The organism is Vibrio sp. D401a (genome assembly GCF_030248515.1).
Lineage (GTDB): Bacteria > Pseudomonadota > Gammaproteobacteria > Enterobacterales > Vibrionaceae > Vibrio > Vibrio rotiferianus.
Genome location: NZ_JAHGAI010000043.1, coordinates 142,798 through 155,793, shown reverse-complemented (window position 1 = coordinate 155,793; position 12,996 = coordinate 142,798). Strand labels below are relative to the sequence as shown.

Annotated in this window: 10 protein-coding genes; 4 read left to right on the top strand and 6 right to left on the bottom strand. The window is 44.8% G+C overall.

Translation table 11 applies throughout. The features are described 5' to 3' along the window. Window positions 1–30 precede the first annotated feature (30 nt). On the top strand, window positions 31–1,353 hold the full coding sequence (locus KIV41_RS18105; protein WP_285337263.1) for an anaerobic sulfatase maturase: 1,323 nt from the start codon (window positions 31–33) through the stop codon (window positions 1,351–1,353). Between the two features lie 10 nt (window positions 1,354–1,363). After that, entirely contained in the window at window positions 1,364–2,437 is a 1,074-nt protein-coding gene (locus KIV41_RS18100; RefSeq protein WP_285337262.1) for a tetratricopeptide repeat protein, read from the top strand. Between the two features lie 19 nt (window positions 2,438–2,456). On the opposite strand, the gene KIV41_RS18095 is transcribed toward KIV41_RS18100, so the two are convergent. Both KIV41_RS18095 and KIV41_RS18090 read right to left on the bottom strand, forming a co-directional pair. Beyond that, entirely contained in the window at window positions 2,457–4,073 is a 1,617-nt protein-coding gene (locus KIV41_RS18095; RefSeq protein WP_045387024.1) for a VRR-NUC domain-containing protein, read from the bottom strand. Window positions 4,074–4,168: 95 nt separating this feature from the next. Then, entirely contained in the window at window positions 4,169–5,401 is a 1,233-nt protein-coding gene (locus KIV41_RS18090; RefSeq protein ID WP_009704178.1) for an OFA family MFS transporter, read from the bottom strand. 576 nt (window positions 5,402–5,977) lie between these two features. On the opposite strand from KIV41_RS18090, the gene KIV41_RS18085 reads away from it, so the two are divergent. Beyond that, window positions 5,978–6,334, top strand: a complete 357-nt coding sequence (locus tag KIV41_RS18085) for a hypothetical protein (RefSeq protein ID WP_005447150.1) — start codon at window positions 5,978–5,980, stop codon at window positions 6,332–6,334. A 65-nt stretch (window positions 6,335–6,399) separates the two neighbouring features. Here KIV41_RS18085 and KIV41_RS18080 read toward each other — a convergent pair whose 3' ends face one another. The 4 genes from KIV41_RS18080 to KIV41_RS18065 form a co-directional block, all read right to left on the bottom strand. Continuing rightward, a complete protein-coding gene (locus KIV41_RS18080) occupies window positions 6,400–8,268 on the bottom strand; it encodes a M48 family metallopeptidase (protein WP_285337259.1) in 1,869 nt (622 codons plus the stop codon). Further along, window positions 8,268–8,858 (bottom strand): LemA family protein, encoded by a 591-nt coding sequence (locus KIV41_RS18075; protein WP_010452175.1) that lies wholly within the window; start codon window positions 8,856–8,858, stop codon window positions 8,268–8,270. The genes KIV41_RS18080 and KIV41_RS18075 overlap by 1 nt, the downstream gene beginning before the upstream one ends. 225 nt (window positions 8,859–9,083) lie before the next feature. Next, window positions 9,084–10,451: an anaerobic C4-dicarboxylate transporter DcuC gene (dcuC, locus tag KIV41_RS18070; RefSeq protein ID WP_010452174.1), complete on the bottom strand. Its 1,368-nt coding sequence runs from the start codon at window positions 10,449–10,451 to the stop codon at window positions 9,084–9,086. 375 nt (window positions 10,452–10,826) lie between these two features. Beyond that, entirely contained in the window at window positions 10,827–11,951 is a 1,125-nt protein-coding gene (locus KIV41_RS18065; protein WP_285337258.1) for a fatty acid desaturase, read from the bottom strand. A gap of 291 nt (window positions 11,952–12,242) precedes the next feature. On the opposite strand from KIV41_RS18065, the gene KIV41_RS18060 reads away from it, so the two are divergent. Then, window positions 12,243–12,791 (top strand): GNAT family N-acetyltransferase, encoded by a 549-nt coding sequence (locus tag KIV41_RS18060; protein ID WP_010452170.1) that lies wholly within the window; start codon window positions 12,243–12,245, stop codon window positions 12,789–12,791. Window positions 12,792–12,996 lie beyond the last annotated feature (205 nt).

Below are 12,996 nucleotides of genomic sequence, written 5' to 3'. Positions count from 1 at the left end.
AGCTGCATTTCATAACGAAAAAGGTGACGTATGCACATTACTCAAGGTCCTCAGTTCAACGGTAAAGCCTCTAAGCGTTTACATGTCATGGCAAAGCCTATTGGGGCGGCTTGTAACATTGATTGCACTTACTGCTATTACCTCAGCAAACAGGACTTACTTGAGTACAAAAAAGGCTGCACGCCCGTGATGGATGAAGAGACGTTAGAAACCTACATTCGTCAGTACATTGAAGGACAGAACACGCCGGAAATCATCTTCTCTTGGCAGGGTGGTGAACCAACGATGTTGGGCTTGGATTACTTTAAAAAGATTGTTGAGTTTCAATCTAAGTACAAGCCAGAAGGCGTGGTCATTTCAAACGATTTACAAACCAATGGCACGTTGCTCAACGACGATTGGTGTGCATTTCTAAAAGCAAATAACTTCTTGGTCGGTTTGAGTATCGACGGACCAGAAATGATGCACAACGCTTACCGAACCAACCGCGCAGGACGTGGCACGTTTAACCAAGTGATGAAGGCTGTTGAACTGCTGCATAAACACGAAGTGAAGTTCGCAACGCTGACTTGTGTCAACAATCTAACCAGCCGCAATCCTCTTGAGGTGTACCGATTCCTGCGTGATGAAGTGCGTTCTCCGCAAATGCAGTTTATTCCCATCGTAGAACAGAAAACGTTCCGTACTACCGCACCCCAAACATGGGAGCCGCAAGAGCAGCTAAAACAAGGCGACAAACGTCTTATTCCTGGTCACAAAGACTCTGTGGTTGAGCCATGGTGTGTAGCAGACGAGGCGTGGGGTAATTTCCTTATCGCAATTTTTGATGAGTGGATTCAGCACGACATTGGCAAGGTATTCGTTCAGTACTTCGAAGCGAGTGTAGAGACTTGGATGGGGCGTAAAAACCCACTTTGTACGCTAGGTGAGATTTGTGGTAAAGGCTTGGCAATGGAACCAAACGGTGATGTTTTCGCTTGTGACCATTACGTTTACCCAGAATACAAGATTGGCAACATCCACCACGAAAAATTAGACACCTTGGCGTATGGTCCTGAGCAGCAAAAGTTTGGTTTTGCCAAGACTCGCTCGCTAACCAAGCAGTGCCAACAGTGTGATTACCAATTTGCTTGCTACGGCGAGTGTCCGAAAAACCGTTTCATTCGCACCAAAGACGGTGAACCTGGGTTGAACTACCTGTGTGCAGGTTGGAAAAAGTTCTTCTCTCATGCTGATAAGGCAATGGCATACATTCTTCGTGCAACGGATAATCCTGTGGCACATGGCAAATACAGTGATGCAGTGTTACGCCAACAAGCGGCAAAGCGTCCTGTATTCGAAACCAAATTTTAAGGGGATTGATATGACATTCTCAAAAACGTTATTAGCCATCGCTCTAGGCGTCACCGTAAGCCAATCTGTTGCAGCGCAGGATGAGACCTTGCTGGCACCGGACCAAGTTTCTTCTGCGAGCGTGACAAGTGCTGAGGAAACCCATTCAGCACAGATGTCGCCACAGCAAGTGGTTGCGAAGTGGTCTTATCAAGCACAAGACGTGAAACAACCAGTAGAAAAGCGCATTGAAGCGTTGCATGAGTTGGCAAAATATCCAAGTCAAAACGCGCTGGTGGCAGTGGCACGCAGTCTTCAAGACCAAGACCCAGCGGTTCGTGAAGCCGCGATTGTGGGAGCAGAACCTTACACGATTGAACATCGCTGGCGCATGATTGAGCCACTGTTGAGTGATCCAGAGGCCATGGTCCGTATTACTGCTGCGACCAACTTAGTGCGTGACTTTTCCAACGTGAGCAGCGAGCAACAGCAAACGCTGGAAGCGCCGGTTGCTGAACTGATCAGCTACTTGGAGCACAAGAAAGACGACGGCTCCAAACTGCTGTTAGCGGATGTTTATCGTTGGCACCATGAATGGGATAAAGCGGATAAAATCTATCAAGCTTTGGTGACCAATCAGCCTGAAAATCCACAAATCTGGCTAAGCTTGGCCGACAACTACCGAGCGCAGCAACGCGATGCTGATGCGGTCAAGACGTTGGATTCTGCGATCAAACTTCATCCTGACAATGCGTCTTTGCACTATTCGAAAGCGCTGACACTAGTACGTTTGGATGAGAAGAAGAATGCAGCGACAGAAATCGAAAAAGCGGCCAACATGGCGAAAGATAACAGCTACTACTGGTATCTAAATGGCGTACTGCAAGAAGACTACAACCTAGACAAATCGGTGAAGTCTTTTGAGCAAGCGTATTTGATTTCTGGTGCGCCGGAACAGCTTTATGCGGTTTGCGATATTTATGTTCGTTACGACAACCCGAAAACCGATGAGTGCTTGGGCGAACTAGAGAAAGTCGCACCAAGCTACGTGATTGATCAATTGAAAGAGAAGAAAGGGCAGAAGAACGCCAAAGTAAGCCGCTAAAGCTCTTTTAGCTCTTTCCCTAAGCTTGTGCCGTTACATAACAAACTGAGAACGGCACATTGAGGCGATTGAACTCCTTGATCCAACGCCATTGGTTATCTTGGAGTTTATCGCCCGGACCTTTCACTTCAATCCATTCAAACTTCCCATCTTTAAATGCAATCAAATCCGGCATACCATTTCGATAGAGTTTTAGGTCGCTTAACTGCACGTTAAACAGTTCGACCAACAGGTCATTAGGGATGTGTTCAAGTGCTAGGGAAATCAGCTCTTCGTTCACATACGCCCAACTGACGAAGGGATTACTTACCCCAACTTTATCTCTGTATGTATCAATCAGCGCCTGCGTCTTCCCTTGTTGAACTTGCTCAAGCGCATTGTCGATAAGCTGCTTTCTTTTATCGGCAAAATCGGCGTGATACAAATCCAATGGTCGATGTTGATAAGCGTTAATAAATGCCCCCTCGATTGGTGCAAAAATCGCATCCCACAAAGCTAAGCCTAGCAAGCTGTTGAGTAGAGTATTCTCGGAATAGAAAACGGTCCAACCTAAACTTTCGAAATGCGCTTTGGTTGCCAGCTCAACACGCTGCTGGGAGAGATCCAATTCGATATGGTATTCGCTGCATTTTGGCTTGGTGACTCTCGGGACTTTCAATCCTTGTTTACGTTTAACGCGTTGTTCAAGCTTTTGTGCCACTTCAAACTCGGAGACATCAATTGGATGAGCGAGTATGTCAGTGACAATGTCACTAAATAAATCGTTTTGTTCCAGCTTGTCGTAGATGCGAGCTCGACGTTCTCGGCTTGGGGTGAGTGCGGTTGTCTCAAACAAGGCAATTGCAATCTCAAGTTCGTTTATGCGTTCGTAATCACGGGCAATGTCGTTAATCATGTGCTCACGTTTACGGTCGACGTAGCGATGTTCAACCCGTTCTGGCATCGCTTCGATAAGAATATCGAGGTTCTCTTTTTGTTTTCTGTCACATTGCCAATAAAGGTTGGAGAGCTGGCTGAGCTCAATAAGACGGTCGATTTGCTCTCTGCTCTCGAAAAATCGACGTGCTTTACTTAACTGGTATTGTTCGAATTGGTGTAAGCCTAAATCATCGAGCACGAACTGGCTGAGGTCTTGATGGGTATTCGCAAAAAACAGCGTCAGCAAAACATCAATCATGTGTGCGGAGTTAAGCTTAATCACCGTGAAATCCAGAGCCTCAAATAGCTCGAAACGCTCTTCACTCAGGCATGCCACTAATGCCTCTTTCTTGAGGGATTTGGGATGCTCAGGGTAGAGCGTGACGATCTCAGGCTTGGTCAGTAGATTTGCTGCTAACTCTTGCGTTGTTAGTTCAGGGGAAAGCGAGACAAAGTAATGAGCTGCCAATTCATCCAAAGCAGACTGGATATTCTCGATTTCTTGATAGTTGAGTTTGTCGCTTCGAAACCAGCAACCTTTACGGCTGTATAGGCGAACAAGAAGACACTGTGCGGGTTTGTTCAAGCTCTCAAACGCGGATAGCCATTGGTGCTCATCTGAGCAAAGTAAGTCGCTGTACCATTCGGTAGCGTGCTGAGTGAGTTTAAAGAAGTTATCGAGATAGTAATCTGGCGCGAGTTCGACGGTGTTTTCCATAACCAACTAACAATAAAAAAGGCTTAACCCATAGGTTAAGCCTTTTTCTAATCAATTTCTGCAGATCTATTAGATAAATAGAACTGGACTGGCGATTAAGCGTTTTTCAGTTGCGCTACTTTCGCTTCAGTCAGTGGCTTAGTGATGAATGCTAGTACGATACACACTGCCATCATTACTGCTGAAATAGTGTAAGCAAGACCGTAGCCGTCGCCGTTAGTCATTGAGAAACCAACAACAGCAGCACCGATTGCACCACCGATACCCCACGCTGTGTATAGCACGCCGTAGTTAGTGCCGTAGTTCTTCAGACCGTAGAATTCAGCCGTTAGAGTAGGGAATACTGCTAGAAGCGTACCGTAACCTACAGCTGCGATTGCTGTACCGATGATCAGCGTGAACTCAGTTTTGAACGTTGCGAACAGAACCATGTTGATGCCCTGTAGAACGAACGCTAGAAGAAGAGTGCGTACGCCACCAATCTTGTCTGCAAGCATACCTGCCGCAACACGACCGCCTGAGTTAAATACAGCAAGGATAGACGCTAGGTAAACCGCGTTTGGTAGGTTCGCTTGAACGCTTGCGATAGTTGTGATGTTACCGATGATCATAAGACCAACAGAAGCGGCGAACGCGTACATGATCCATAGAGAGTAGAACTGTGGCGTTTTAAGCATTGCTTTCCAAGTTAGGTCGTCAGACTTCTTCACAACCTTAGGCGCTTGACCTTCTTTTACTTTAGGTTCAGCTGGCGTGTAATCCGCTGGTGGGTTGTTGATTGTTGCTGCTAGAGGAACAGCGATAGCAAGGATACCAACACCAAGAACTAGGAAGCTCGTTTGGATGCCCATGCTGTCAATCAGCGCAGAAGTCACAGGAGCTAGGTAGATAGCTGCTAGACCGAAACCTGCTGCGATGATGCCGTTAACCATACCTTTCTTAGATGCGTGGAACCACTTCATTGCTGAAGGAGAAAGACACGCGTAACCAAAACCGATACCTGCACCAGTGATCACACCGAAAGTGATGTTCAGCATTAGTGGTGAGTTAACAAAACCAGACGCGATCATGCCTAGACCTGTTAGAACAGTACCTAGGATTAGGATCAAACGTGGACCCATGCGGTCTTGAAGAATACCTGCAACAAGAAGACAGATAGAGAAAGTAATAGTTGCAGTCGCGTAAGGTGCAGATGCTTCTGCTGCGCTCCAGCCAGACTCAGTCACTAGTGCTTTGTTGAATACACTCCAAGCATACAGGATGCCAAGACAAAGGTTGATACAGAATCCTGCTAGCAGGATGCGCATAGCTTTATCAATCTTGCTCATTTTTGTTCTCAGTAATACCTCTTGGCGGATAGCAAAGAGGGGTCGGTTTAAAGATGGGGTTTGCTCAAAATAAGTTTGCGTTTTTCAACACATAACGTAATGAGCGCGGATTATAACCAATAAATGTGTGATTGGAATCTCTTTTTACCCTTATGACTAAAAATAATTTGAAACATTAAAAATGTTTGTAATGGGATGGTTTTTTATATGAAGGAAATGTTGATCTAACGTAAAGAATCGTTGACTTGGTAGTGAGATCCTAAGTGAAACAAGGTTTATAGAGTGAAGCTAAGTGTTTGGCTCACAGTTTAAGCAAAAAGTTTCAAAATATTTTAGTGTTAATGTTCTGTAACAAAAGTGGGTGAAATAGAGACTGTTTTCTGTAAGTTCAGGATCTAAAGGGTTTATAAATTAGAGAATGTTAAATGGTTGTAATAACTTGATTCGAGAAAGGAGGTTGAACATAAAATGAGCGAAAAATGTGCTTGTAATTGCTAAATAGATGAGCAAAATAGGGCGCAAAATGAGTTTTCATTAATGAAAGGATGCTTTTCTCTACTTGTAGTGAGGTGACTTATGAAATTGTTCCTATTACTTATGGCTTCTGTTTCTGCAGGTGTCGCATCAGCAGATCACATCCATTCATTCATGCTAGGTCTTTCTATTGCATCGCTTGCAGTAGGTAGCTGCTACTTCTTCGCATTCCGTAGTTCGCGTTTCCCACAGCTTGCTTTGTTCTTACTGATCTGTGGCATGTTATCTAAATTGACGATTACGGTAATTGGCGTGATGTGGGGTATGTCAGCAGAGCTGATTACTTCTCCTATCGTGTTTGCTTTGTCTTACTTGTTCTTCTCACTAGCCGTGACCTACTTGTGGTTCAGCTATCGTCAAAGCATCACTAAGATTCCAGAGCGCTTTAAAGCTGCTTAATCAGCGTCACTTATAGCCGAATACAAAAACGCCAGCGATCATCGCTGGCGTTTTACTTTCTGTGTTTACAGCGTCACAGTAAGCGGTGGCTCTGGTACTTCCAAGAAGCACGCTATCACTCGGTACAATTCGCCTTCTGCAACGGTGATCTGACCGTCAGACTCAATTGCTAAACGACATGCTTTGACGAACAAAATACGCTGTTTAGGATTAAGTTGTAGTAAAAGTTCTAACGCTGCCCGGCTTAATCTCCAGTCTTGGTTAGCGTCTGGCAACTGAGTTTTCGGTAGGCCTAAAGAGGTGAGCGCACTGTTGAAAGCATATTGTGCTTTGTCTTTTTCTGAGTGACTTACCCAGGCTAACTCTCTCAGGAGCCAATGAACACTCTCCATCAATTGCATCAGTGATTTACTCTGGCGAGTAAAAGCAAATGAGGTAAGTAATTGCTTTTCCAGTAAGTTAATGACACACCATTCTCCAAGTGAGTAGTGATTATCGGTTTGGGATAATTCTCGTAGCACTTGGCATAGTCTGTTCTTTTGACCTTCACTGAGTGCTTTGAGGGCTGGGACTGCAAGCTCTAATAGAGGGAGACGCAGATGCGTTGGCAGTTCGTAATCCAACCACGGTAATAGCTTTGCGTGTGAAACCATAGGAATGTGGCCTTTGATCATCTCACGCTGCACATCACTGCCATCAAAGATCAGCAGCAATGCAATAAAGCGAGAGCTGTAGGGCTCACGTGCAATATCGACTAAGTCTTGTGGTAATTGGCTGATGAGCAGTCTACCTGTTTCACTCAACTCCGAAGAAGTTGGCGTTTCGACTCGAGTCTTAAGATCTTGAGAGCCAAAATCGGCATCCGACGCAAACCCACTGACTTGTTCAGTTTCAAACGCTGAAGTTTGGCGCTGACTTCCGCGCGAAAAGCTGCCATCCCAACTTGGCTCGATACGGCGAATTCGTTCTTCGAGAGGCGGGTGAGTAGCGAATAAGCCAGTGAAGCCAGACAAACTGCTTTGCCCAAACATCATGTGACTCATTTGGCTACTTGCTTTCGCTTTTAGGCTTGAGCCAGATGCATGACCGCCAATCTTCTTCAGCGCACCTGAAATCCCTTGGTCATTTCGAGTAAACTGCACTGCACTCGCATCAGCTAAGAATTCGCGTTGACGCGAGATGGCTGCTTTGATCATCGAGCCGAATAAAGTACCAACCCAACCAAGAACTAAGCACACGAGCGCGATCAGCATGATTACCGCAAAACCTTTATCTGAATCGGAAGAGCTTCTTGATACGCGACTGGTGTGGTGAGTGTTATCTAACACCAAATGACCGAAATGGGCGATGCAAGTGATGCCGAACAGAACACCAATTAGACGTGTGTTCATGCGCATGTCACCGTTTAAGATGTGGCTGAACTCATGAGCAATCACGCCTTGTAATTCATCGCGTGTGAAGGTGTCTAGTGCGCCTTGCGTGACACCGATTACAGCATCATCAATACTCATCCCTGCGGCAAACGCGTTGATACCTCGTTCTTCCTGCATCACATAAACAGGAGGAACGGGAATCCCTGAAGCAATCGACATTTCCTCCACTACGTTAAGAAGTCGCCTGTGTTTGGCATTTATCGTGTTAGAGGAAATCAGCTTGCCACCGATGCTTTCAGCTACGCCTCGGCCGCCGTTTGAAGATAGGTCAGATAGGCGAATCATCGAGCTAATTGCAACGATCAACACGACACCCGCAAAGCACAACAAGACATAGCTAATGGCAGTGTTTTGATCAAATGGCTCACCAGTCACCCCGTAGTAAATACCAATCGATAGGACGCTGACCAAACCCGTGATGACGAATACCGCTAAGGAAAACAGAAACACCAAAAGCCCGGTACGCTGACGTGCGGTATCTTGATGGTCGAAAAAATCCATTAGAACTCAACCTTTGGCGCTTCTTGGATTGCTTCGCTGTCTGCAAACTCCAGCAACTTGCCGTCTTGGAAGCCAAACATATTGGCAAACAAGACTGGTGGGAAAGTCTGTTTGTAAGTGTTGTAGCTGGTAACAGCATCATTGAAAGCTTGGCGAGCAAAAGCGACCTTATTCTCTGTGCTGGTCAGCTCTTCTTGCAGCTGGGTCATGGTTTCGTTGGCTTTCAGCTCTGGGTAGGCTTCAACCACGACATTCAACTTACCTAGCGCATTTTGTAGCATGCCTTCTGCTTGTGCCAGTTGGTTAATCGCCGCATCGCTATCTGGCGCATCACTTGCTGCTTTCAAGCCAGAAATAGCCTGGTTACGCGCTTGGATGACACGCTCAAATGTTTCTTTTTCATGCTCCATGTAACCTTTTGCTGTACTCACTAGGTTTGGGATCAAGTCGTAACGACGTTTTAGCTGAACCTCAATCTGAGCAAAGCTGTTTTTAAAGCGATTACGTAGCGTCACTAGTTTGTTGTAAATGCTGACCGCAAACACCGCGATAAGCAAAATGATGACGATAAAAACAATAAGTGAAGTCATAGTAAGTTCCATTTTGTGAATGTATTCGAACGTTATATAAGTACCTGAGATATTAAGCAAATTGGTCTTGCTCATAATGTGCAGTGTTTTGTAAATAAGAGACACATTGCGTATTCAATGCGGAGTATTAAGAGAGGGGAGAGGTAACGATAAGGAGTATTGAATGGATAAAAAAGCTCGACATAGAAGCCGAGCCTTTGTTGATTTGCGCTATGTAACCGGAGTTTATGCCGTCATTGGTACAAGAACCATAGTACCGATGATCACGGTAATCAGACCCGCTAGAACTGGCACTGATGTACGTTTTACTACCTCAAACGGGCTGATGTTTGCCATACCTGAAGTCGCAACGATTACACCAGATACTGGCGAGATAGTACGACCGAGGTTAGATGCTTGAAGCATTGGGATGATTAGGAACGCAGGGTTTAAACCCATCTTCGCAGCCAGTGAAGGAGCAAGTTCTACGAACGCGTAGAATGGTGCGTTACCAGAACCTGTTGCGATTGCCGCTGCAACAGTAAGGCCAGTTAGGAGCAGCATCAGAGCAACGCCGCCTGCACCAGCGTTATCTGCTAGGTGAAGTAGGTTGTCGATTGCACCGATAGACATTAAACCTTGCGCGAATACGCCCGCAGCTACCAACAGCATTACTACGCCTTTGAACGCATCCGCCATACCCGCATAACATGAGTCTAGATCTTCAAGAGATTTCTTGCCATCGAACTTGTTCACAACGTAGTGAATAATGGCGCCCAAGAAAATTGAACCAACTACGATGGTGTAAATATCTAGGCTTAGACCAGGGATTGTGCGGCCGTTGAATAGGAATACACCGATGATTGGTAGGAAAGGTAGCACGGCATAAAATGCTGGCGCATCTGCTTTAATTTCAGATACGTCGATTCTCTCCATCGGAGTATTTTCTTTCTTGTCTAGGTATTTGTTCCAGAAGAAGGCCGCCGCTGCCATTACGATGATTGCGCAAATAGACACAGGCAGTACGGTTTGAACTGCAAATACGTCAAGAGCCAGACCAGATTTTTCAGCGGCGATAACCACATCACCTGATGTTGGTGAAAGGATGATTGCTGCTGGTGAAGCACACACTGCTACGGCTGCAGGGCGAGAGATGCCCATTGCCGTCATCATTGGGAATAGGGTAGCCATCAATAGCACGCCTAGACCTGTTGCTGAACTCACTGCAAGAGACATCAAACATGCCACGATGTAAGCCGCTACCAAAAGGACGTATGGAGACTTGATAACAGAAAGCGGTTTAGAGAACTGTTTTACTACTACATTGTTTGCGCCGATGTGCGTCATGTAAGACGCGAAACCGCAAAGTAGCATGATTTGCATACCAAGACCGCCACCACGGTATTGAAGCATGTATTTTACGTACTCTAGTGCGTCCGTCACCATGTTACCCGTTGAGGTTACTTTTGATGGCAGAACGTCATGGCCAAGAATGCCAGTCATAAGAAGCAAACTAATACCTGCGGTTAATAACACGCCAGCAGCTTTATAGCCTTTGACGATGAAATAACCCACAGCAATGGTCACTGCTAAGCCAATTAAGAGCTCTAACATAGGGTTGTCTCCAAATATTATGAACAAAAGAAAGAAACTGTTTCAGTTTATGTCTGGGAATTTACAGAATTCTTTCCTGTGGCACGAGACTAAATTAGAGCTAGCATGATCTAAAACAAATAATAGATTAATAAATAATTGCGTTGGATTATATTGTTTAAATTACGTTTTTTAGGTGTTATGCACTGGTTTTGTTGTTTTTAATGAAACGAAAATATGAACAATTTATCGAATAAAAATCGCACGAAATGATTAAAAAGTGGGAAAAGCAATAGTTCGAGCTGGATCACGTTAAAGAAGCTTGGTTGAACAAAAAAGCTCCGAATGAACGGAGCTTTTGTTTAGACGTCTTTATATTGAAGCGCGAGTTACACGTTATGCGTAGCGTCGAACTAAGAGGTTCCAACTGCGTTGTTGACGTTCAAATTCTTCCTTAATTTGTTCATATTTCAGCTTTGATACTGAACGTTCGTACTTTTTCACTACCGTTGCTGTTTTCTCACCCAGCACTTCTTTACGTGCTTCGTAATATTCTTGCATGTGGTGTACGAGTGCATCGAATTCCTTCTGAAGCTGATCTCTAATCGATTGGCTGTTTGGCTTACTCTCTAGTTTTTCTTTGGCTTTCTTCAATAATTGAGTTGCTCGTGCTTTCTCAATACGAAATGTCGAAGTCGTGCGAAGCTTCGTCGTCAAACCTAACCAAGAGCATGATTTGATTAGCCATTTGGTTGGATCGTAGTGCCACCAGTAGACGCCATTGCGGTAATCGTTCTCAAAGATGTGGTGGAAGTTATGATAGCCCTCACCAAAGGTAAAGAATGCCAAAATGCCGTTATCGCGAGCGGTGTTTTTGTCGGTGAAAGTCTGCTTGCCCCAAACGTGTGCCAGCGAATTGATGAAGAAAGTGGTGTGATGGCTCAAGAATAGGCGAGCGGCACCAACAATCAAGAACATTCCCCAGATATCGCCGTAGATAAGCCCAAGCGCAAGAGGGAAGCCGATGTTAGTCGCGATAGCCAAAAGAACATAATACTTGTGTTGCCACACAACGATTTTGTCGCGCTTCAAATCGCGACAATTGGTGTACTCGTTTTCCTTTGAATTATTGTAGTCACGAAGCATCCAACCAATATGTGAATACCAAAAACCGCGCTTAGCTGAGTAGGGGTCTTTGTCGTTGTCGTCGACATGTTTGTGGTGAACTCGATGATCAGATGACCAATGCATAGCACTGTTTTGTAGAGAGAAAGCACCACCGATAGCAAAGATGAATCGTAAGACTGGGTGAGCTTCGTAGGTTTTGTGACTCCAAAGGCGGTGATAGCCCGCTGTAATAGAGAGGTTGGTGAAACTAAAGGCAATAATGCCCCAGATCAGATGTTCCCAACCTAAACCGTAGCGGTATGCATACCAAGGTAGTACAACAAAGGTGAGAATGAAACTGGCAGAAAATATCAAAATATTCAACCAGATGAGTGGTGGTTTATTATGCTTCACAATGTGTCCCTAACTTTGAGCTAACAACTGTACGCCAGAATATCAGCGTACACGTGTAAGTCAAATTATAGTTATTTGACTTTGTTTCGAGATGTGACAGTTCTATCACTAAAAGAAATGTCGCATTATTGGCAGCTTAGAGTGGGATATTTTGCTTTTAAATGAATAATGAGTAGTATTAATCAATGAGCTGAGGCGTTAGGTTTGAAGTATCTACCAATAATTAGCGGTATATGAGGTGGAAAATGCCAACGCTAGCTAGAGAAGCAATAGAAAACATAGGAATACGTAATGGAATTACGAGTAGCGGAATATAAGGATTATGAACGCATAGCGCAGTTACATGCGGACAGTTGGAAGCGTCACTACCGTGGTGTTTTGAGTGACAGTTACTTAGATAGTGAAGCCATCGACGACAAATTGTTGATATGGCAAACACGCTTAACCAATCCACCATTTAACCAACATATCGTTTTAGCCGAAGAGGGCGGTCTTCTTCTTGGTTTTGTTTGTGTGTTTGGCAATCACGACTTTGAGCGTGGTAGTTTTATTGAGGCTTTGCATGTTGATGATGGCTATCGCGGTCGTGGCATAGGAAAGCAGCTTTTGTTAGCTGTTGCTGAGTGGCATCAACAATACTTTAAAGACAGCGGCCTTTACTTGGAGGTCGTGTCTCAAAATACGCAAGCAGTCGAGTTCTATCGACATCTTGGTGGTCAGGAATGTAAAGAGCGAAATTGGCGAGCTCCAGGCGGCAGTGAAGTATTAGAAAAAGTGTTTCGATGGACGAATGCTCAGTCATTAGTGTCTGGGATAGAAGAGCACGTCGTTTACTCCTGATTCTTAAGAGTATTACCTCAACAACAAAGCAGCCAAGAGCTGCTTTTTTTGTTTCTCTCATCTATTATTGCTGCTTAAAAAGCACTCAAAGAAACAATAGATCTCAAATAGAAAACACGTGTCACAAACAAAAGAAAGATCGCTGCGCTGCATCACTGTATTAACTGATATATAATTAGTTCTAGAGTTGTTATGTCTATAATTT

Bases quoted from the DNA above. Each gene is read 5' to 3' on its own strand.
- KIV41_RS18105 (WP_285337263.1), top strand. From the start codon at position 31: ATGCACATTACTCAAGGTCCTCAGTTCAACGGTAAAGCCTCTAAGCGT.
- KIV41_RS18100 (WP_285337262.1), top strand. From the start codon at position 1,364: ATGACATTCTCAAAAACGTTATTAGCCATCGCTCTAGGCGTCACCGTA.
- KIV41_RS18095 (WP_045387024.1), bottom strand. From the start codon at position 4,073: ATGGAAAACACCGTCGAACTCGCGCCAGATTACTATCTCGATAACTTC.
- KIV41_RS18090 (WP_009704178.1), bottom strand. From the start codon at position 5,401: ATGAGCAAGATTGATAAAGCTATGCGCATCCTGCTAGCAGGATTCTGT.
- KIV41_RS18085 (WP_005447150.1), top strand. From the start codon at position 5,978: ATGAAATTGTTCCTATTACTTATGGCTTCTGTTTCTGCAGGTGTCGCA.
- KIV41_RS18080 (WP_285337259.1), bottom strand. From the start codon at position 8,268: ATGGATTTTTTCGACCATCAAGATACCGCACGTCAGCGTACCGGGCTT.
- KIV41_RS18075 (WP_010452175.1), bottom strand. From the start codon at position 8,858: ATGACTTCACTTATTGTTTTTATCGTCATCATTTTGCTTATCGCGGTG.
- dcuC (WP_010452174.1), bottom strand. From the start codon at position 10,451: ATGTTAGAGCTCTTAATTGGCTTAGCAGTGACCATTGCTGTGGGTTAT.
- KIV41_RS18060 (WP_010452170.1), top strand. From the start codon at position 12,243: ATGGAATTACGAGTAGCGGAATATAAGGATTATGAACGCATAGCGCAG.